We start from the raw sequence: 21,193 nt of genomic DNA, 5'->3' as shown, positions 1-21,193 counted from the left end.
ATCATGCTTAACATAATGACGGAAACAAACAGGCATTCAAGTACTTTTAATAACCTGATTGACAATATTCAAAAGGGAGAAAACGATTCTATCCTTGAAGGGTCAGCTCTTAAAGATGTCATTTCATTACTGGACCAACCCAAAAAACAGACGATCGGAAAAAACACAGGTGAAAAGAGTTCCTCTCAAAGGCGGGACAACAACCTTCACCCCAGCCTGAAGATCAGCAGCCTGTCTCCTTTGTCAATAACGTTGATAGAAATTAATAATTTTGAAAAAATATCATCTTTATTCAATAATAAGACAATCCAGCAAACAAACAAAATTATCAGCGACTCACTTTTGCGATCTCTGGATAACTCTATAAAATCATTAGTGAGCTATGAAAACGGTCTTTATGTCATTCTGTCACAACAAACCACGCTCAGTTCCATCACCAGAACAACGGATAGCTTCTTAAAAAGCATCAAAGGGCTGACTATTCCCTACCCTAGCAAAAGTGTTTACTCGGTTCTCAATGTGAATATTGGTATCGGGTACTTTTCCGAAGTGGTTGACAATCAGTCGCTGGAAGACATGTTCACTATTGCCGGCGTAGCCCTCAATCAAAGCAGAATGACTGGGGGAGTTGTTGTCAACACCGATGTGGCGCCTACTCCGCAGGATTCCATGTAGTTGAATGTGAGCTTAATAGACTACTGGCCTGCCAGCCAGCATTCGTGACAGAAAGACTCCAGCCTGCTTTTCTGGAGCCGGCGCGATCCTGTTACCCTGGTGGGTGCATAACGGTCCCTGCTTTTTTCTTAAGATTATTCGTTCATTTTTTCTTGCCGGCCAGTCTGTACCTGGTTGTCTGCTGTCGCAGAAAATCCCTGATGAAAAGAAAAAGCCGGGAAAAGAAATCTATCAGTTCGACTGACACATCTTTATATCAACAAACAAATTTGTATGCTCATCCCTTCAGCTTGCGGTAAAGGGTCGAACGGCTGATCCCTAGACGCCGGGCAGCGGCAGAAAAGTTTCCTTTACATAGTTTGATAGCATCTTGAATGGCCTGCTGTTGCAATTCTTCAAGATCGGCAAAGATGTCAACGGGAGAACCTGATGCTGAAGGTTCAACATCACTGAAATCATCGAGAGACAAAGAATCAATCTGTTCCAGGAAGTCTTCCGACAAATGCTCAATACCCAGCAGAGTCTCATGCGTATCCAATAGCGCGCATGCGGTCCGCAACAGACCGTACATTTGGCGGATATTACCGGGCCAGGGATGTCTATCAAAAAGATCGATAACAGATTGGCTTAGCTGCAGTTGTCGATCCTGCGGCTGCAATTCATTCAGCAGTTGTTCAGCCAGCAACAGACGATCGCTGCGTTGTCGCAAGGGTGGAAGACGCACTCTTAAGCCGTTGAGGCGATAGTAAAGATCTTCGCGGAAACGCCCCGATTTGACATCCTCACTGATGTTCCGATTAGTGGCGCATATCAGACCGATATCGACCGCCCGCTCACCATCTCCCCCCAATGGGGAAACCTTGCGCTCCTGTAACACGCGTAGCAGCATGGCCTGTAGTTCAAGAGGCATATCACCAATTTCATCAAGAAACAGAATACCTCCATCGGCTTGACGGATTTTTCCCACGTACCCTTTCCGGCTAGCCCCGGTAAATGCACCATCACGATAGCCGAACAACTCAGACTCTATCAGTCCGGAGGGAATCGCTGCGCAGTTGAGAGCGACAAAGGGGCCTTTGGCGCGCGGACTACAATCGTGCAGAGCCCGAGCCAAAAGTTCTTTACCGGTACCGGATTCTCCCTCAATCAGTATTGGAATATCATGGCTCAAAGCTTTAGCTGATTGACGAATGGCTTTTGTCATCCGTGTATCACCTAACGAAAGACGTTCTAGTTTTTGACAGTTGTTCTTACTTACACGATCCGCATCGATCTCGGCACAGAGGCCACTCATAACAGTATTAACCTGCTTAGAATGGCGGGTACGCTGTCGAATGCGGGCATAAAAACGGCGACCTTCCGGCCCGAACAGTTCAAAAACTGGCTGAATCGGCTTGTTGCTGCACCCTGGCAGACGGTCAAAGGGACAATCGAAGAATTGCTCGAATACGGATCCCTGGATGCGGTAGCGATCGAGATCAAGTTGTAGCAAAGCGCTGCGGTTTGCCGCCACTAGCTCTCCAGTAACGTTAAAAACGATAATTCCTTCATAAAAAGTCCCGATAAAGTGTGGGTGGGAATGAAAGTGGATGGTCAGACTGTCGTCAAAATCCAGAGAAAACATCGTGTTCTCGATCTGCTGGGCGGAAATACGTACCAACGCCATTGTGTGCTGTTGATACGCTGCGCCGTCGCCGGAAACATCAAGAACTCCCAGAATATGACCGAAAGGATCAAAGATGGGGGTTGCCGAACAGGTCAGAAAATGGTTGCTGACAGCAAAATGCTCTTCACGGTGGACAACCACCGGGGACTGTTCAATCAGACAGGTACCGATGGCATTTGTCCCACGTACCTCCTCAGACCAGATCCCTCCTGGTTGTAGTGAAACCCGGCGGGCCTTGTCGACAAAATCATTATCGCCAAGGGAATGCAGAATGGTGCCAGTGGCATTCGTCAGCAAGATCATGCTTGAGGTTTGACGAATCTGACTGTACAGATGATCCATGACCTGACCGGCAATTGCCGTCAGAGTGCTTCCGGCCTGCTGAACTTCATTCAGCGTCACTGCAGACAAAACCGGCACATCAGCAGGATCCTGCTCAACTGCAATACCGTGAGCACGGGATCGTTTCCATGAATTGAGAATTGTATCTGAAACAAGACCGGTCGGCGCAGGCACCCCGTCAAAAAAACACCTGCGAGCCTGCTGAACCATTTCATTTTCAGCTATTAGTTCCATAACAACCAATCAGCCTTCAAATATTGTTATATTTTGACAGACTACCCGTGCAGCAAGAAATCCTCAAGCACTTTTTTGAGCTGGCCACTGGCCACCAGATTTTTTAAAGAAACTGTTTCAATTTAAACCATATCGCTCTACACAAATGTCCCATGATGAAACAGTTTAGATTTTTTTTCTTTGATATCAATGAGTATGAAGCTTATTGAAATTATTTGGGGGACGGAAAATAGACATGTATATGTTTTATCTGTCCACAAAACCGCGTCAACACAAGGACTCTTCTTATCAAGTGACAATAAGTAAAACGTTGTTATAGATAATGGCACGATCCCTGCTGTCTGAAGCATTAACGTCTCTTTTTTGAAGTGTCCACAACCTAACAAGACAAGGGAGGAAAACATGCTGTACACAGCACCAGGACAGGCAGGTTGCAAGGTTGAGTTTCGTCAGCGTTACGACAATTTTATCAACGGAAAATGGACCGCACCAGTTGATGGTGACTATTTCCAGAATATTTCACCGGTCACTGGACTGCCTTTTTGTGAAATCGCCCGTTCCAAAGCGGCGGATATCGATTTGGCACTGGACGCCGCCCATGCCGCCAGAACAGCCTGGGGTAAAACAACGGTTGCTGAACGCGCCGCACTGTTGAATAAGATTGCCGATATCATGGAGGCCAATCTGGAAGCCCTGGCCGTCGCTGAAACCTGGGACAATGGAAAACCCGTTCGAGAGACCCTGGCGGCGGACATGCCTCTGGCTGTTGATCATTTCCGTTATTTCGCCAGTTGCATTCGCGCTCAGGAAGGCAGCCTGGGGGAGTTGGATGAAACCACTGTTGCCTATCATTTTCATGAACCGCTTGGTGTTGTCGGTCAGATCATTCCCTGGAATTTCCCTGTCCTGATGGCAGCCTGGAAGATCGCTCCGGCCCTCGCAGCGGGCAACTGCATCGTCCTCAAGCCGGCCGAGCAAACTCCAGCCTCCATCATGGTATTGATGGATCTGATCGCAGATGTCCTGCCGCCAGGTGTCCTCAATGTCGTCAACGGATTCGGCCTCGAAGCCGGCAAACCCCTGGCAACCAGCAAACGCATCGACAAGATTGCCTTTACCGGTGAAACCACGACCGGAAGACTGATTATGCAGTATGCTTCACAAAACTTGATCCCGGTCACCCTGGAACTGGGTGGAAAATCCCCGAACATTTTCTTTGCTGATGTCTGCGCTGACAATGATGATTTTTATGACAAAGCCCTCGAAGGTTTTGCCATGTTCGCCCTCAACCAAGGTGAGGTCTGCACTTGTCCATCACGCGCTTTGATCCAGGAATCGATCTACGATGAATTCATTGAAAAAGCTATTGCCCGAGTTGCTGCCATCACCCAGGGGCACCCTCTTGATACCGACACTATGATCGGCTCCCAGGCTTCTTCGGAACAACTGGAAAAAATCCTCTCATATATCGATCTGGCTGGAAAAGAGGGTGCTGAGTTGCTGATCGGCGGCAAACGCACTCATTTTGAAGGAGATCTCAAAGACGGGTACTATATCAACCCGACAGTTTTTCGTGGCAACAACAGGATGCGCATCTTCCAGGAAGAAATTTTTGGCCCGGTTCTATCTGTAACAACCTTTAAGGATGAGGCCGAGGCTCTTGAAATTGCGAATGATACACTCTACGGACTGGGGGCGGGAGTCTGGTCGCGCGATATGAACACTGCATATCGTATGGGTCGTAACATCATGGCTGGCCGGATTTGGACCAACTGTTATCACCTCTATCCAGCCCATGCCGCTTTCGGAGGCTACAAGCAATCTGGGATAGGCCGCGAAACCCATCGCATGATGCTTGACCATTACCAGCATACCAAAAACCTGTTGGTGAGCTATTCACCAAAAGCCCTCGGTTTCTTCTGATTGGCCAGATGAGGGCTCGCAACTGCGAGCCCTCATCCCGTGAACAGGGTCTTAGAAAATGGAGAAAAATACGGAAGAGAAAAAAGTTCTGGCAACTCCCGCCGCCCTCAAACTGATTGAAAGGTTAAAAGCAAAGTACGGAATGCTGATGTTCCACCAGTCCGGCGGATGCTGCGAAGGCAGCGCTCCCATGTGTTATCAGGAAGGCGAGTTGTTACTGGGAGAAAATGATATCCTTCTCGGTGAAATTGGTGGCTGCCCTTTTTATATCGGTGGCGATCAATATGAAACCTGGAAGCATACCCAACTTGTCATTGATGCTATCCCTGGCCGTGGTGGCATGTTTTCTCTGGAAGGGTCGGAAGGAATGCGTTTTCTGACCCGATCCGAAATATGCAGCCGGCCTGACGTAAACTAATCAGGGACCTCCCAACGCAGTACAAAAACCAGAAACGGTACAGCGTCAAGCCGTGAAAACCTTGTGGTTAAAGCTTGATCACGGTGTAACGCTGATGACGTTGCTCCGTATCACTTTGCTATGGTTGGGTGTTGAATTGACCACCAAACCAGATCTATATGAGTTCTATATTATTGGAAGACTAAACATGCGGGCGGTATTCTGCTAAACCGCCCGCATCCGAAATATCCTTGCAGAAGGGAGAGTTTTTATTGTGCCCCGCCAACCGCTCTTTCCATTACCGAATAAACATCGGTGTTATCAACGTAGCGCCCATCGTAACCGGTATCACACCAATCGGCATAGTAAACACAGAAATTGCTTTCCGTACCATCGACCAGGTCAGCAAAATAGTCAACCCCGATTCCCCTGGCGAACAGCGGTACCAATTCATTGGTATGGGTGCCACTCCACCAACGAACTCCCTGCTGGTTTTCCGTCGTGTACTGTCCTTCGAAAATGTCATTGAAGGAAATACGTGCATGAGGAACCGTATCAGACGCTGTCCCCATGGGCATTGAGTTGCCGTGGTCGGTCAGGATGATCAGTAGGTTCTCCTCCCATCCGCCGTTTACCTCGATCCAGTCAGTTACTGCAGCGACCGCCAGATTGAAATCGGCCTGTTCTTCAATGATGCGTGAAGTCTGATTGCCGTGAGCGGCCCAGTCGACTGCCCCCCCTTCGATATGCAGGAACATTCCTTCCCCCTGGTCAAGTTGGCTCAATACACTCAATGCCGCATTAGTCATGGTTTAAAGGCTGGGTACATTGGTATTGTAGGGATCGCTGTAGGGGGTATCTGTTACGGCATAGCCGGATCAGCTTTACTGCAGGGTTGATCCTGCCTGGGTAATGCCGACGACCCGATTGCGACCGTTGAGCACGCTCAAATCGCCCTGGGCGAGAGCAGCGAAATCGTTATTGGTTTCAACAAGCGCAAGATTGCCGGCATGAGTTCCCTCTTTGAGTTGAATCCAGGTGTTGCGACCACCGACGTAGTGAGCTCTGGCGTCATCGATGGCAGGGTCGTCATAAGCGGCGTAAAGTTGGGTATCATTATTGTCCCATCGGGGATGGCCGGCACCCATGATGACATCGACAACGTCACCGTCGAGTATCATATTGGCGATTTCGGCATAGTTGTTTCTGCTGATATTGTGGGCATTGCTCAGTGCTGCCGGAGTTGCATGGGACCACTGAACGTAGGAAATCGTCCCGACGACTTTGCCGTTTTCTTTTGCCAGTTCGGCGATGGTCGGCACCAGTTCAGAGCCCGTTGTTGCCGGATCGTTACTCCAGTTCATGGCATTGTTGTAGGTTTTTCGGCCGGTACTCAATGCGGTCCCGGCAGCGGCGGAATCGGTGTAATTCTGGTGAATGTAACTGTCGGCAGCGTTGTAGGAGGCGAGTCCCCATGCCTGATCCGGGTCGTAACTGACCTCCTCCGTCAGACCGCCGGTGGGTACGGACGAGGTATTGAGGGGGTAGGTCGTCATCAGATACTTACTGAATTCAGCGTCGAAATAGTCAGCTCCCGTAGCTGAGCCATACTGAAACAACGCGGTGGCATCCCAGGCTCCGAATGAGGTACCGTCGGAGACCATCAGAAAAACGTTTTTCGGCAGAGGAAGGCCGGTGTCGTCATTTGAAGATGAGCTGTTGCCACATCCAGAAATCATAGCAACAATAAGTACGACACTCAAAGAGGCTTTTACGGATCGGTGAATGTTACGAAACATGATGATGTCCTTTCGCTTGTCTGATTGGTAATAACATGTGTCAGATCATGAAAGATGGTGCCAGGAATGTCGGCCGTACAAACGTCGCACCAGGTTCATGATCAGGAGGTCGGAACTCAACAGAACCGACGTTGATAATCAATAATTTGGCTGTTAAAGAAGTGTGTAATAATTATTTTATTATGACCTTCCCCCGAAATTGTGGACAGTCCGAAAAGCTGCTACAACAGCACAAGGAGGACTGGCATGGTTTCGAAGAGAAAACGTTATTCCCGTGAGTTCAAGATCGAGACGGTTCGTTTGGTAACCGGCAGCGATCATTCCGTGTCGGAGGTGGCCAAAGATCTGGAGATCCACCCCAACACACTTTATAAGTGGATTCACCTGTACAGTGAAAATCCCGAAGAGGCTTTTCCCGGCAAAGGGAAGCAAGCCTCTGAGGCTGAAGAACTGAGTCGGCTCAGGCGCGAAGTTCAGCGCCTTAAAATGGAGCGCGACATTTTAAAAAAAGCGATGGCCATCTTCTCCAACGACCCGAAGTGATTTTCCGTTTCATGCAGCAACTCCAAACGGAATTTCCCATCTCGGTCATGTGCGAGGTGCTGTCGGTCTCACGCAGCGGCTACTATGCTTGGCGAAAGAGCCCCGAATCCAAGCAGAAGCAGTCAAACAACACGCTGCGCAAGAAGATCCGCACCGTCCATCGCAACAGCGGGGAGTCTTACGGTAGCCCCTGTGTTTATCAGGCGCTCAAAAAGCAGGGAGAAACCTGCAGTGAAAATCGCATTGCCCGCCTGATGCGAGAAGATGGCCTGAAAGCGAAAACAAAGCGGCGTTTCAAGGCGACCACTAACTCGAAGCATAATTTGCCGGTCGCCCCGAACCTACTAAATCGGAACTTCTCCCCGGAAGCACCTAATCAGGTTTATGCAGGCGACATTACGTAGTCGATAGCTCCAAAGCCCGAATCTCAGGCTGAAGTAATAGCGTTTTTTGTTTGCTGATCCAACCTGACGGATATTGTGGCTACCAGCTCTTTTAAAATTTGAAGTAGAAAGCTCAAGGCTCTCAAGATCAGCCTGAGGTTGTAACCGATTGCGGCCATCAGGGCGTTGATTTTATCGCCAAGGATGCCGCGTAATCGGTTCCAGCCCAGTTGACCTTCTGTTTTCTGGTGGCCGATGACGGCTTCTATGGCACTGCGACGCTTCAGTTCCTTTTTGATCGTTGGTGTCATGTTGCGCCGCTGACCGGAGAGAAAAACCTGTGTATCCGTCACGCCATGGCCACGGTAACCGCGATCAACGTAGCAGCGATCCGGCCGCGTGCCGGCTAATTCTGTGACCTGGTCAAGCGTTCCTTTAAGGGTGTGACCATCGTAGGGGTTGCCTTCGAGCCCCTGGGCGCCGATGATAAACCCTTCTTTGTTGGTGACGCAGAAGCTGACCTTGTTGCCGAACTCGTACTTCTTGTGGGCCTTGCCTTTGCTGATACAGGCCACATGGGGCTCATGCAGGCTGTAGAGCTTGTTTTTGTCATGCCGTTGCTGCGCTAGAAGACGGTTTGCCAATTCGAGTTCTGTTTTGAGGGGTATCGATAAACCCTCAGCTTTGCGTTGAATATCGCGGACAGTTCGACCAAGGTAAGTCCGCAAGCGTTTGACTTCTTTGCCCAAGCGTCTCATCTGGCGGGCGTGGGCATAGCGACCGGCTTTCAGAACGGCCTGGGGGCCTTTGCGCTGATAACTCTGGCGCAGGTCAATTCCTTCTTTTTTCGCCAACCGGACCAGGCGCTCCCGACTACGGTTGAGCAGTTTGGCATCGGTTGGATGAGCTACTGCTTTGGGTTGTACGGTGGTATCGACACTAACTCGTTTGAGGCTGGTGTCTTTCACGGCCCCGGTGACAAGACCGACAGCGAGGGTTTGCTGTAACAGAGCTTCCATCCCTTTGCTTTTGATCCGTGCACGCCATTTACTCAAACCACTGCGGGCAATGGGAGGCTGATGCTGAAAAAAGGTTTCGCCGCACAGATACTGCCAGTACGGATTTTCTGACCAGCGGCCAACAACCTCATCTTCGCTTAAAGCGTAGAGGCTCTGTAGCAGAGTAAGACCGATCATCATCCGTGTAGCATTTGCCGGACGACCGTCTTCAGCGTACAGCGGAGCAAATTGTTCATCCAGATCATCCCAGTCGATTCGGTCGGCCAGTTTGACCAAGGGGTTGGTCGGGTCGCAAACAAGGTTCACCCTGATCTGAAACAGTTGGTCCTGAGGTTGTGTTTTCGGTTTTTTAGGTCGCATCGTTTTGCCAGAAAATGAGGGTGAGAAGTTCCTTTTCTTGCAAAACACTATACTATAGATTAAACATTTATATAAGCAAAATCAATTACTTAAAAGTTAAGAACGATCGACTACGTACATCTGGACCACTGAAGGCTGGCTCTATCTGGCCGTGATCCTCGACCTTTTTTCCAGGTCGGTTGTTGGCTGGGCCATGGATAAACGAATGACCCGGCAATTGGTTATGAATGCCCTGATGATGGCAGTGCAAAGGCGCAGACCACCATCAGGAGTCATCTTTCATTCTGACCGCGGCTCACAATATGCCAGCAGCGACTTTCAGAATCTGTTGGCCAAGCATGGCATGCTCTGTAGCATGAGCCGCAAGGGCGATTGTTGGGACAACGCCCCTGTTGAAAGTTTCTTTGGTAGTTTGAAGCAGGAGCTGGTATTTCATCAGAAATATCCGACCCGCTTCCATGCTCGACAAAGTATCTTTGAATACATCGAACGATTCTATAACCGCCGTCGTCTTCACTCGACTTTGGATTATAAAAGCCCGGCCGATTTTGAGGCGACCTATTTCAAACTTGTAGCTTAGCCCGGTGTCTACTCAACCGGGGGAACGTCATTATTGTTAATCAGACAATTGTGGAGAGAAGAGGAGGAACCGTGGTTGAAATCGATAGCAATTGGATCTGTATGCAGGATATACGAAGCAACGGTAACGAACGTGATTCCAGGCGTACATTCTGACATTCCGGATATCAACCATAGAATTGTCAAAAAACAAGACGGGTTAAGTAATCACAGCTTCGGCTCAAAAAAATTTCAAGAAACCCTCCATTATTTTGTATAGACTTTTGGTTCTGGTGTCTGAGCCAACCATCTTTTAGCAAGTAAAGGAAATAAACCAATCAGAACGAAAGAGATCAATAGTTCTGGAGACAGGATTCCAATAAGTGAATCTGTTTGTCCAAGTTGGGTACCCGCGTTGGCATAGATTGCATTATGGGGTAGCTTGCCGACTTGAGTTGTCCAATAAAAGGTTCTGATGCGGATGTGTGTGAGGCCAAACATCAGGTTGATCATAAAGCAGGGAACTATCGGTATCAGTCGCAGAGACAAAAGATAGTAAGCCCCATCTCGCGTGATCCCCTGATTTAATATATCTAATTTATTGGAGTATTTTTTCTGGAGATGGAAGCCAAAGAAATAACGTGACCCGAGGAACGCAAAGATGGACCCAATGACATCGGCAAAGGAGACTACTAGAAGGGTCAGGGGAAAACTGAATACCGCACCTCCTGCAAGGATAACCACTGACAGTCCCGGGATCGACAAAGCGGTCAGTAACATCATGAGCAAAAAGAAGATGGCCAGGGTCAGAATTGGATATCTGTGGTGAAGGTCGAGAAGATTGGAGTGTTGTGCTTTTAGAGATTCTAGTGAAAAATACTGCTGGAGATCAAATATCTGGAAGACAAAAAAGGCTAAGACACTTATAAAAACAATGAGATATCGTGCCTTGAAGCGCATTACACCAGCTTCCTTTCAATATTCCGAGACCTAACAAAGGCTTACTGCCTGCCGATCAAGTATCGGTGAAAGCAAAGAATTTGCAAATACATATGTTTGTATATGTTTATACGCTATATGTTAATGTTTTTTTACAGGAGGCAGAAGTAGAGAAAAACTGATTGTTCTTACAGCAGTGATGCAAGAGCACGTGCAAATCCTTTCTGGAGACGTTGAAACTGTGACAGATTTCTGCGTTCTACCGTGTTGGCGAATTCGACCATAAAGCATCTTTCAACGACACTTCTGTATCCAGACGAGATGGTACTTGCAGCCCCAAGGCGAATAACATAAACTTTGTATGTTGACCAACGGAAGCCTCTTTTTCTGAGAACCTTGAGCGGTTCACAGATGGGAGGCTTTCAATTATTTCCGGAACTGTCAATTGTTAAGGGTCCCCCGGTAAAGGCGGGTAGCTCCCTTTTTCACAAAATAAGGCGCCTAACCATGTGCGGACGCTTCGTACTCACCACAACCACGGACCAAATCCAGCAGAGCTTTGGCGTCGAGGATGTTCCTTCAATCGCTTCGCGCTACAACATTGCTCCGACCCAAAATGTGCTGGTGATTCGTCAGAATGGTGGTGGGTCCCGCTACGCTGGAATGCTGCGCTGGGGGCTGATCCCCCACTGGGCTAAAGACCCTGCCATCGGCAACAAAATGATTAACGCGCGCAGTGAGACTGCCCATGAAAAGCCGTCTTTCCGTAACCCCATTCGCTATCGCCGCTGTTTGATTCCCGCCTCAGGCTTTATTGAGTGGTCGCAAGAAAACGGCAGCAAACAGCCTTGGTACATTCATCGAAAAGATGCCGCACCCCTCGCCTTCGCCGGGATCTGGGACACCTGGAAGGGACCGGAAGGGACAATCGACAGTTGTAGCATCCTGACCACCTCGGCCAACACACTGGTCGCGAAGATTCACGACCGGATGCCGGTGATTCTGTCTGCGTCTGAGTACGACCATTGGCTGGATCGGCAGATTACCGAGGCAAAACAGCTTGAAGCACTTTACGCCCCTTTCCCCTCCGACCTCCTTCAGTTGATCCCGATCTCCACTCTGATCAACAACCCGCGTCATGACAGCCCCGACTGTCTGGAACCGCTGAGCTGATGGCGCACCATCCCGACAATCCCCTGGAGCGTCTGGCCGGGTCCATTGAACGGGTAACCTTCCATGCGCAGGAGTCGGGGTTTTGTGTTCTCCAGGTCAAGGTCCGTGGTCAGCGCGATCTGGTCACGGTGGTTGGCTCGGCAGCGTCTGTCAGCGCCGGGGAATATGTTGAGTGCACCGGGGTCTGGCACAACGACCGCACCCATGGGTTGCAGTTCAAAACCAAACAGTTGCAGATCGTGCCTCCCACCACCCTGGAAGGGATTCAGAAATATCTGGGATCGGGGATGGTCAAAGGCATCGGACCCCACTTTGCCGGGGCGCTGGTAGAGGCTTACGGTGAAGAGGTCTTTACCGTGATAGAAGAGACACCAGACTACTTGCTGCAACTGCCTGGTATCGGCAAAAAACGGATGGAGCGGATCAGCGGGGCCTGGGCCGACCAGAAGGTCATCCGCGAGATCATGGTGTTTTTGCAGTCCCATGGGCTAGGTACCGCACGCGCCGTGCGTATCTTCAAAACCTACAAAGAAGAGGCCATCGCCAAGGTCACGGAAAACCCCTACCGGCTGGCCCTGGATATCCACGGCATCGGTTTCAAGACCGCTGATATCCTGGCCCAGAAACTTGGTATTCCTCCTGACTCCCTGATCCGCGCCCAGGCCGGGGTGCGGCATGTGTTGCAGGAACTCTCCGGTGACGGTCACTGCGCCTGTGCCCGGGAGAAACTGATCGCTGATGCCGCTGCCTTACTGGAGATTCCGATTACGGTGATCGAGGAAGCTGTCGCCCTTGAAGTAGCGGAAGAGCAACTGATCGCCCGCCAGATCAACGCGGTTGACTGTCTCTATCTGACCCCCCTGTACCGAGCCGAATCCGGGGTGGCGGAGCATCTGCACCGTTTGCTGCAGGGCAAACCGCCTTGGGGACAGATCGACACGGCTAAGGCCCTGCCCTGGGTGCAGGAACAAACCGGTCTTACCCTGTCGACATCACAACAGGAAGCGATTTGTCTGGCGTTATCCAGCAAGGTCACCATCATCACCGGTGGTCCCGGGGTCGGCAAGACCACCCTGGTCAACAGTATTCTCAAAATCCTTAAGGCCAAGCGCATTCCCACCACCCTCTGTGCCCCCACCGGACGGGCGGCCAAACGCCTGACGGAATCAACCGGCCTGGAAGCCAAAACCATCCACCGGACCCTGGAGTTTGATCCCAGCATTTTTGGTTTTAAACGGGGACGGGATAATCCGCTGGAAACCCGACTGGTGATCCTGGATGAATCCTCCATGGTGGATGTGGTGCTGATGAATCGCTTGTTGGCGGCGATTCCAGAAACGGCGGCCCTGATCATGGTGGGTGATGTGGATCAACTCCCTTCCGTGGGGCCCGGCATGATTCTCGAAGACATGATCGCCTCGCAAGTCATCCCAACCGTCCGTTTGACGGAGATCTTCCGCCAGGCCGCCGCGTCAAAGATTATTGTCAACGCCCACCGTATCAACCAGGGACAGATGCCCCTGCCCCATGAGCAGGACAAACCGGGAGACTTCTATTTTATCCCGGCAGAGACACCGGAAGAAATTCACGCGATTTTGCTGCGCACTGTGACGCAGCGGATTCCCAAACGTTTTGGCCTAAACCCGGTGAGGGACATCCAGGTACTGACCCCGATGAACCGTGGCGGTCTCGGTGCCCGGTCGCTGAACCTGGACTTACAACAACAACTCAATGGCGCCTCCGAACCCAAGGTCACCCGTTTCGGCACCACCTTCTCACCAAACGACAAGATCATCCAGATGGTCAATAACTACGACAAGGAGGTGTTTAACGGCGATATCGGTACCATCATCGCAATCGATATGGAGGAGGGAGAACTAACGGTCGATTATGACGGGCGGCTGATTCCCTATGAGTTTGGAGAGCTTGATGAAGTGGCCCTGGCCTATGCCACCTCGATCCACAAAAGTCAGGGCTCGGAATATCCGGCCGTGGTCATTCCTTTAGCCATGCAGCACTACACCCTGCTGCAGCGCAATCTGGTCTATACCGGCGTGACCCGGGGAAAACAACTGGTGGTGATGATTGGACAGAAAAAAGCGTTGGGCATGGCCATCAGGAACCGCAATGTGACCCGCAGACTGACCGGTCTGCAACAGATGTTGAATCAACCAGCAGAGTGATCCTTCGAGCATGAAGCCCCATGGCTACCCAGATGGCATCTTGCTGATCAAAATAATGGCAACAAGGACAAACCGGTGCTGCGGTGCCAGCTTAGCCTTGACTGTCAACAGAGAATCGTCCGGTTATCAACAAAAGGTGTGAACCATCATCGTCGTCGCGCCTTGAGCGGTAAAAACAGTGCCGTCTGAGCCTAGCTTCTCCACTCAAACTCAGTGAGCACCAAGAATCGCGACAAACCCCCGGCTCTTCAGGACATGAAAGATGTCAAGCGTCAACACTCTGAAGAAAATCCTCCAGACTCAATGCCGGGGCAAAGGGTGAGTTGCGCAACGCAGCCTGATAGCCCTTCAAAGCCTTTCTCGTCCAGGATTCTCCATGCTTTTTTAGTGCTGACCAGGCAGATTGAAGGTCGTTGGGGCGTTCCTCAATCAAGAGGTCTATCAGTAAAGATGCTTGTCGATAGTCCTTGTTTCTCTTAGCGTGCTCTATCGCCGGCCTTTCTTGGGAGATAATTAATTTGTGGAGGGCAAACCTTGCTGGGTCCGGCACGTTAACAAGAGAGCCAGCTTTCCGCGACAGAGCTACCGCTTGCATCGAGCCTTCAATGAGGTAGTCGAGATAGTGAAGAGCTTGAGCCGCAGCCTGCAGTTGCTTGATCGGAACCGACTTATAGTCCTCACCCCTGCCGCTAGATGGTGTCAACAGGTCAAGGCGCAGTGGGCTATTACGAACCTTGTACGAGGTCGACGGATTTTTGGGGTTAAGTTCCGGGACCGGGAAAAAGCCCATTTTAAGTTGCTCCAGCGTTTCAGGGATGTCTGTGTTCGGAAGGGATGGGATAGCAACTGACAGATTGCGATCAATGCTGATATCAATATCGTGGGTCATCATGCCCGCACTCTCCCACCGGTAACCCAACATATTGCCAATCGTTGCAAAAGCATGAGTTCCGACAAGGACGCCTCCCATTCTAAACACCCCAGAGTCTGCCAAAGACTGAAGGACTCTGAACGGGGCATGGGGAATTGTAATGGCACCGCCGACACTGACTTGAGCGCTGAGTCGATGGATACTTTGCAGGTCTGCTTGATAAAGTTCCTTTTCCTGCTGGTGCTGGCCAATTATTGACTGCAAGACTGGCGTAAGTTTTCCGACATACTTTTGCTGCCGACTTCCACCAGGCGAGAAGTATTGAAAGTACACGTAGCTCTCCCCTTTGATCTTCTTAAGGGTAAATCCTCCCGTAAGGCTTCCAATAGACCTCTGGGCCTCAAGAATCGCCAGTTGCTCCAGCAGTTCTGCATATAAAGTTTGTGTTTCTAGCGGGATTCTTGGCATCTCAACATCCTCTGGTTATACTCGCCTTAACTATAAGGCGAGTATAACCAGACAAGATGCTGTTGTCAAAGGGCGATTTTAGCTGTTAGATGGAATGGTGATCGCCTGCTGAAAATTGATTGCGGTGTGACTATGTATAAAAAAACAGAGAGCCTCTCGAAATGGTACATGTTCTGAAGATGAACACCTTAGGTAAACCTCTTAACACTTACCATCTCAGTGGGTCCGGGCATGATGCTCGGAGACATGATCACCTCAGACGTCATCTCGACCGTAAGTCTGACCGAGATCTGCAGCCAGGCCGCCGCTTCAAAGATTATCGTCAATGCCCACCGCATCAGCCAGGGGCATCTGCCCCTGCCCCATGAGCAGGAAAAACAGGGGGACTTTTTATTTTATCCCGGCACAGACACATGCCCTGACCCAACCAGTGAATTCCCTTCGGCGGCAGGACACCATAACCGTGGCGACTGCGGGAACCGCCCAGCCACAATGTTATTGCCATGGCAACAATCAGTGCCAGGGCCACGACAATCAATATAACCGTCCCACCGGAAGACTTCACACCGCCTCCGATCCTATGTATTGCATTTGCTAGCTGCCTGGTACCAAACGCCCCATAACCCGTATGGCACCCTCTGATGTCGGTTGAACTACGACGATTTCGCCAGAGCGGGGCACGACACCCGTCAAGCCGGTGATATTGACCTGATGGGTGACCAGCACGCGCGGTGGCCCTTGATATGGACGGCTGAGAAACTCTCGCAGCGTGGCGGTCTGTGCAGGACCACGACCAGGCTGGTTAAAAAAAGAATCCAGGGACGGTAAGGGTTCCACCGATCCCAGTTCCAGTAACCGTGCCGTTTCCAGGCTGCGGCACCAACGACTTGACCATACGTGCGCGCTGGTTATGCCGTTCTCGCGGAACGTATTGCCGATCTGACGCGCCTGACGCCTCCCCTCTTCCGACAGATTTCGCTGGGTCGCGCAATCATCCAGCTTGAAGCCGGCCGGGTCGCCCGTACCGGGAGCCAGAGCATGGCGGATCAGCGCCACGGCCTCACCCGTACCGAGCGCAGTCCAGAGCGCTTCTTCCGTTGCATCTGCGCTCAGTGGCGTCGTCCAGCCCAGCAAGCAAACCAGAGCCAGAATTGTTAAGAGACAACGCCAGAACAATGATGCATTGGTCATGATCATGCTCCCGATGGTGTTAGCAAATATGCTTCCATTGTAGAGAAGATCCACGTAAAAAACACCTAGGGTAGCCGCTTAAGCCATAAACAGAACACAGGAGAACCAAGTCTGAAGGCTAGAGTTTTCGTAACTGTGCAACCGACATCTCCGGCTCAACGCGTTCGGTGTGATCGGCAAAAAAGTCAGCATTCTGGATAACTCCATCCGTATCGACCACAATCCTGCCAACCAGAGGCAATCGCCAGCGGTTATCCCCATTGAAGCGCTCCAGATCGATGCCGAAGCCACGATAGATCTCTATGAGATCTTCGGGCAGATCGAACATCACCCGTAATTGGTCCAGATAGGAGCCACCAGGATCACTCAGCAGCGGATAGGTCAGCCCCAACTTGCTGACCAGGGGACCGGCATATTTGGGCAGCATGGGGGAGATGGCCACCAGGGTTGCACCGGTCTCTTCTACCTGTGGCAATGTCTGCTGCAGAGCTTCCAGCTCCGCATTGCAGTAAGGTCACCAAACTCCCCGATACAGAGTGATCAGCACGGGTCCTCGTGCCCGCAACTCCTTGAGTAAAACAGATCTTCCCTGGGCATCCTCTAGTGAAAAATCGGGCATCTTTTCTCCCGGTCGAATGGCCCTGGCAAGAATACCGGAGTTCTCCACTGCCACACGGGAATGGAGCATTTTTTTCATATTTTCAGGTGAGATTTTTTGGGCCGCAGTCTCTTTAAGCTTTTCAAGTTGTTCTTTAAGCATGGTTAACTCCTCCCTAGCGCCAACTGGACCGCCTGCTGCGCATGGATTTCTGTCGTGTCATAAAGCTGGACTTCTGTATCCGAGCCCTGAATCAATAAGCCAATCTCGGTGCACCCCAGGATAACACCTTGAGCGCCGCGTGTTGCTAATGATGTGACCACCCCCAGATAGAAGGCTTTTGATTCAGGTTTGATTTCACCCCGGCACAATTCGTTATAAATCACAGCATGAATACCAGCTCGTTGGTGAGCATCAGGCACAATAATCTGGAGGCCATGTTCCCTGAGACGGTCGCAGTAAAATGCCTCCTCCATGGTAAATCTGGTTCCCAGCAGTCCGACACAGGTTATTCCATCTTTTTTAAGCACGCTGGCCGTCGCATCGCCAATATGAAGGAGGGGAATATTGACGGCCTGCTCAATCTGAGGGGCAACTTTGTGCATTGTGTTCGTGCAGAGAACGAGAAAGTCTGCCCCTGCCGATTCAAGCGCACGGCCTGCTGAGGCCAGGATCATTGCCGTTGCCTTCCAATTTCCCTGATGCTGCAGAGCTTCAATTTCGGCAAAGTCAACGCTGTAGAGGACAAGCCTGGCTGAATGCAACCCGCCCAGTTCGTCCCTTACCATGTGGTTGATCAGCCGGTAATACAGCTGGGTAGACTCCCAACTCATCCCTCCGATGAGTCCAATTGTTTTCATCGACAATCTCCGAGTTGTCCTCTTGCATCGACTCTCCTCCATGACGGCCATGGTCGCCGCCAAACAGACGATTACTTACTTTGGGAGCGAACCAGGAAGCAACCAAAGCAAGACTACATCAGCCAGTTAACAACATTATTTCTTCATCCGCCCAGCAACGTATTTATACTTTTCTTTTCAGGGTATCTTCAGGTCAAAAACAAATTCCCTGCAACTTGACATTTATTTGGGCAAACACGACAAACAAACGCAACCCCATTGACTTAGCGGATTCCATCAACATCAACACACATGGTTATCAACGGAGACTGTGTACAAGTTTTTCTTACCACGCCTTCTGCGGCGAACACAACATTGCTGGAGATCAACCTTAGGGTTAATTTAAATTGACATTATAGCTCTATATGTAAATAATAATTATCACTATGAACAAAAAAAGCGTGACACTGTATCCTTCTTCGGCAAAAGAACTTGAAGCATTAGGACAACGTCTCAAAGATGCGCGCCTGCGCCGCCGTTTCTCAATGGAGACGGTCTGTGCCCGGGCGGACATCTCACGTCCCACCCTTTACAAAGTAGAGAAAGGTTGTCCGTCTGTAGCCATGGGAATTTATGTACAGGTGCTGCGCGTTCTTGGGATGGTGGATGATCTGGGCTTGATTGCCAAGGAAGATGTGGTAGGACGGCGACTCCAGGATGAGGCTCTGCCCTACAGAAAACGGGCGCCAAAAAAGACTCAGTCTAAGGAAAAATCCCATGAGTAGTGGACAAAGTGACTCTATCTTGGGTTTCAAGCTGATTGGCATATTTCCAGCTCAAAGCACGATGCTTGGAGGCATTGGCTTTGATCTTGGTGCCATCAAGGCTAACCTTGCCGAGTTTTAAACAGCCCATCTGTTGGGCAATCAGTAGAATGTGTACGAACAGCGGACCTAAGAGCGGGAGAAAGCGCTTACGGAAGGTGGCGATGGTATCGTGATCAGGATGGTCGTTGGCAGCGATGTAGCGAAAGGCCACCGAGTCATAAGTAGCTTGCTCCATTTTGCGGCTGGAGAAAACACCGGTTGAATAGCCGTAAAAAAGAAGTGCCAGCAACATCTCAGGATGAAGTTTTTGAAGTCACATCCTCTGCAAACTGCCTTGATTGTTTTCAGATCAAGTTGACTGACGATTTCGACAACAAGGCGGGCCAGATGCCCATCTGGCAGCCAATCGTCCATGGACGGCGGCAGCAGAAAAAGGGTTTCCCGGTCGACTTGACGAAACTTATCACTCATGGAAGCTTCACCTTCGCGGGGAGTTTTAAGATCCGGCGAGTTTAACATTTTCTGGACGAAAAGTCCGACAGACTGCTAGGCGCAGGCTAGTAATTCTATAGCTTGATCAATCTCTTTTAGATCAAGTTTTCCCCGGGCGAATGACGATTTTAATAAAAAGCTAATGGTTTTGGCTTTGGCTTCGAGCGAAGGTTTTACATTAGCAAACTCAAGCTTTTGTTCAAAAGATTTAATCAATTCTGCTGAAATGTCGAAATTGAAATTAGAGTGGGAATCGTAAAACCATTCGATTGATTTTCCCGTTCTTTCTGCCACTTCTTCTAAGTATTTACGTGGGATATGGTTTCTCGATTTCCAATTGGAAATTGTATTTGAGTTTACGCCTAAATATTTTTCACCCAACTCCTTATCTGACCGAGCCCCCAGGGCTTCGCGCATCCTCAATACAACGGTCGCAGTAGCAACTCCGGCTAGCGCGGCAGTAGTGACTACGGGAAATGCCGGCCCAGCGAGTCCTAAGCCTGCAATCAATGAACCTGTAATTTTATAAGCCTTCTGGTAGTCGAATTTCTTTGTTGGCTTTTCCAGCAGTATCTTTACCAATTCTTCAGGGTTGTGCCCGAAAATCATGCTGAAGAACCTAATAAGAGATTCTGAGGGCTTAGCTCGGCCATTTTCAATTTGACTTAAATGTTTAGCCTTGATCCCCATGACATGAGCCAGGTCTTGCTGGCTCATATTGGCTCCCTCTCGTGAGTCTTTAATGATTTTTCCTAGAATTTTAAGATTTTCTGTCATATCACCTCAGCTGTATTTTTTTGTGTATTGACGTGTATTTGAGATTCTGCTATACACAATTATATCCGCCTTAGCCAGGCATTTCAATAGGCATCCAGGAGGCAATATGAACGAGAGCTTTGTTAATTGGAATGCAACTCTTTCTGGGTTGAGCGGACTATCGGTTAGTGAGATTTTAAAAAGTTTAGATTTATTATCTAGTACTGTTGAAAGTGTCGATGAATATTTGATTAGTTTAGCAACAGATAAGATAAGTAACAAAAATTTTCCAAAAAAAGAAATTTCTCTTCCTCTGTTTATTAAAAGTAAATTTTTATTTGAAGAAAGCATTGACGAAGAAATAAGTTGCAGTACTAAAAACTATATTTTATGCGGAAGAATGCTTATATTTAATTTCATCAATGGTGAAATGAAGTGCTTCTCGAATTTGATTAGTTCGCTTTCTGAAAATCTTATTGAATTTAATCATTCTAAGCAAAGTGATTTTATTCAAATATTAAGAGTTATAGATGAAAGGAAACTTGCACTTTTTTTGAAAAAGATTACCGCAAGGAAATTTATAATTAAAGAAAAATATCCTCTCATTTATATAAACGAAAATAATGAGTTCAAATTTGACTCAGTCAATAAGATAGATCCGGATGTTCTTTGCCCGCCATCCAACCACCCTGATAATAAAGTTGATGGACGTATATTGTTGGGAAGAATGAATGCAAGAAATCTAAGGACTATGATTACAGTCTACTTTATGGGTACTAATTATAATGCAAAAATCATTGATGAGGAATTTATGAAAAAATATGAAAATGATGAAATAAAAATTTCAAAAAATACAGCCTTTAAAGTTGATCTGGAAATGGTTGAGGAAAACTATAATGCAGGGAAAACCCTTATTGTAGAAAAAGTATACTTTTAGATATGTTGTTATTTTGAATA

The 21,193-nt window shown here is 49.3% G+C and carries 18 protein-coding genes and 4 pseudogenes; 10 read left to right on the top strand and 12 right to left on the bottom strand.

Features of this window, described 5'->3' with window-relative positions; genetic code table 11:
- Nucleotides 1-3 precede the first annotated feature (3 nt).
- Nucleotides 4-675 carry a nucleotidyl cyclase domain-containing protein gene (locus AC1931_RS14010; protein WP_483877905.1) on the top strand — a complete coding sequence of 224 codons (672 nt, stop codon included), beginning with the start codon at nt 4-6 and terminating at the stop codon, nt 673-675.
- Nucleotides 676-952: 277 nt separating this feature from the next.
- On the opposite strand, the gene AC1931_RS14005 is transcribed toward AC1931_RS14010, so the two are convergent.
- Nucleotides 953-2,917: a sigma-54-dependent Fis family transcriptional regulator gene (locus AC1931_RS14005; protein WP_483877904.1), complete on the bottom strand. Its 1,965-nt coding sequence runs from the start codon at nt 2,915-2,917 to the stop codon at nt 953-955.
- Between the two features lie 402 nt (nt 2,918-3,319).
- On the opposite strand from AC1931_RS14005, the gene adh reads away from it, so the two are divergent.
- Nucleotides 3,320-4,840, top strand: a complete 1,521-nt coding sequence (adh, locus tag AC1931_RS14000; RefSeq protein WP_483877903.1) for an aldehyde dehydrogenase — start codon at nt 3,320-3,322, stop codon at nt 4,838-4,840.
- Between the two features lie 58 nt (nt 4,841-4,898).
- Nucleotides 4,899-5,258, top strand: coding sequence for a DUF779 domain-containing protein (locus tag AC1931_RS13995; RefSeq protein WP_483877902.1), 360 nt, complete (start codon nt 4,899-4,901; stop codon nt 5,256-5,258).
- A gap of 248 nt (nt 5,259-5,506) precedes the next feature.
- On the opposite strand, the gene AC1931_RS13990 is transcribed toward AC1931_RS13995, so the two are convergent.
- Entirely contained in the window at nt 5,507-6,046 is a 540-nt protein-coding gene (locus AC1931_RS13990; RefSeq protein WP_483877901.1) for an alkaline phosphatase, read from the bottom strand.
- Nucleotides 6,047-6,121: 75 nt separating this feature from the next.
- Nucleotides 6,122-7,036, bottom strand: coding sequence for an alkaline phosphatase (locus tag AC1931_RS13985; protein ID WP_483877900.1), 915 nt, complete (start codon nt 7,034-7,036; stop codon nt 6,122-6,124).
- A 246-nt stretch (nt 7,037-7,282) separates the two neighbouring features.
- Between AC1931_RS13985 and AC1931_RS13980 the strand changes: the two are divergent.
- Nucleotides 7,283-7,980, top strand: a pseudogene (locus tag AC1931_RS13980) (IS3 family transposase); the annotation flags it as partial.
- Nucleotides 7,981-8,006: 26 nt separating this feature from the next.
- Here the strand turns inward: AC1931_RS13980 and AC1931_RS13975 are convergent.
- Complete coding sequence (locus tag AC1931_RS13975; RefSeq protein WP_483877899.1) at nt 8,007-9,341, bottom strand: IS5 family transposase; 1,335 nt, start codon at nt 9,339-9,341, stop codon at nt 8,007-8,009.
- Nucleotides 9,342-9,453: 112 nt separating this feature from the next.
- Between AC1931_RS13975 and AC1931_RS13970 the strand changes: the two are divergent.
- Nucleotides 9,454-9,921: pseudogene (locus AC1931_RS13970) on the top strand (IS3 family transposase); the annotation flags it as partial.
- A gap of 245 nt (nt 9,922-10,166) precedes the next feature.
- Here the strand turns inward: AC1931_RS13970 and AC1931_RS13965 are convergent.
- Nucleotides 10,167-10,859 (bottom strand): TVP38/TMEM64 family protein, encoded by a 693-nt coding sequence (locus tag AC1931_RS13965; protein WP_483877898.1) that lies wholly within the window; start codon nt 10,857-10,859, stop codon nt 10,167-10,169.
- A 486-nt stretch (nt 10,860-11,345) separates the two neighbouring features.
- Here AC1931_RS13965 and AC1931_RS13960 point away from each other — a divergent pair, with 486 nt between their 5' ends.
- Nucleotides 11,346-12,011 carry an SOS response-associated peptidase gene (locus AC1931_RS13960; protein WP_483877897.1) on the top strand — a complete coding sequence of 222 codons (666 nt, stop codon included), beginning with the start codon at nt 11,346-11,348 and terminating at the stop codon, nt 12,009-12,011.
- Nucleotides 12,011-14,194, top strand: a complete 2,184-nt coding sequence (gene recD2, locus AC1931_RS13955) for an SF1B family DNA helicase RecD2 (protein ID WP_483877896.1) — start codon at nt 12,011-12,013, stop codon at nt 14,192-14,194. The genes AC1931_RS13960 and recD2 overlap by 1 nt, the downstream gene beginning before the upstream one ends.
- A 265-nt stretch (nt 14,195-14,459) precedes the next feature.
- Here recD2 and AC1931_RS13950 read toward each other — a convergent pair whose 3' ends face one another.
- Nucleotides 14,460-15,533, bottom strand: coding sequence for a GSU2403 family nucleotidyltransferase fold protein (locus AC1931_RS13950; RefSeq protein ID WP_483877895.1), 1,074 nt, complete (start codon nt 15,531-15,533; stop codon nt 14,460-14,462).
- 231 nt (nt 15,534-15,764) lie between these two features.
- Between AC1931_RS13950 and AC1931_RS13945 the strand changes: the two genes are divergently transcribed.
- Entirely contained in the window at nt 15,765-16,076 is a 312-nt protein-coding gene (locus tag AC1931_RS13945; protein ID WP_483877894.1) for a hypothetical protein, read from the top strand.
- Nucleotides 16,077-16,127: 51 nt separating this feature from the next.
- Here AC1931_RS13945 and AC1931_RS13940 read toward each other — a convergent pair whose 3' ends face one another.
- The 4 genes and pseudogenes from AC1931_RS13940 to AC1931_RS13925 all read right to left on the bottom strand — a co-directional run bounded on the left by AC1931_RS13940 (nt 16,128) and on the right by AC1931_RS13925 (nt 18,182).
- Nucleotides 16,128-16,724: a histidine phosphatase family protein gene (locus AC1931_RS13940; RefSeq protein WP_483877893.1), complete on the bottom strand. Its 597-nt coding sequence runs from the start codon at nt 16,722-16,724 to the stop codon at nt 16,128-16,130.
- Nucleotides 16,725-16,842: 118 nt separating this feature from the next.
- A pseudogene (locus AC1931_RS13935) lies at nt 16,843-17,226 on the bottom strand (redoxin domain-containing protein); the annotation flags it as partial.
- Between the two features lie 12 nt (nt 17,227-17,238).
- Nucleotides 17,239-17,484, bottom strand: a complete 246-nt coding sequence (locus AC1931_RS13930) for a hypothetical protein (protein ID WP_483877892.1) — start codon at nt 17,482-17,484, stop codon at nt 17,239-17,241.
- A gap of 2 nt (nt 17,485-17,486) precedes the next feature.
- Nucleotides 17,487-18,182, bottom strand: a complete 696-nt coding sequence (locus AC1931_RS13925; protein WP_483877891.1) for an aspartate/glutamate racemase family protein — start codon at nt 18,180-18,182, stop codon at nt 17,487-17,489.
- 425 nt (nt 18,183-18,607) lie between these two features.
- Between AC1931_RS13925 and AC1931_RS13920 the strand changes: the two genes are divergently transcribed.
- On the top strand, nt 18,608-18,946 hold the full coding sequence (locus AC1931_RS13920) for a helix-turn-helix domain-containing protein (protein WP_483877890.1): 339 nt from the start codon (nt 18,608-18,610) through the stop codon (nt 18,944-18,946).
- A gap of 19 nt (nt 18,947-18,965) precedes the next feature.
- On the opposite strand, the pseudogene AC1931_RS13915 reads toward AC1931_RS13920, so the two are convergent.
- Together AC1931_RS13915 and AC1931_RS13910 are read right to left on the bottom strand one after the other, a co-directional pair.
- Nucleotides 18,966-19,459: pseudogene (locus AC1931_RS13915) on the bottom strand (transposase); the annotation flags it as partial.
- Between the two features lie 75 nt (nt 19,460-19,534).
- Nucleotides 19,535-20,257 (bottom strand): helix-turn-helix domain-containing protein, encoded by a 723-nt coding sequence (locus tag AC1931_RS13910; RefSeq protein ID WP_483877889.1) that lies wholly within the window; start codon nt 20,255-20,257, stop codon nt 19,535-19,537.
- Between the two features lie 106 nt (nt 20,258-20,363).
- Between AC1931_RS13910 and AC1931_RS13905 the strand changes: the two genes are divergently transcribed.
- Nucleotides 20,364-21,173, top strand: coding sequence for a hypothetical protein (locus AC1931_RS13905; protein WP_483877888.1), 810 nt, complete (start codon nt 20,364-20,366; stop codon nt 21,171-21,173).
- Nucleotides 21,174-21,193: the final 20 nt, after the last annotated feature.

Source organism: Pelovirga sp. C15f (genome assembly GCF_057178085.1).
Note: the sequence above shows the minus strand (reverse complement) of the source record. Positions and strands in the feature narration are given on the sequence as shown.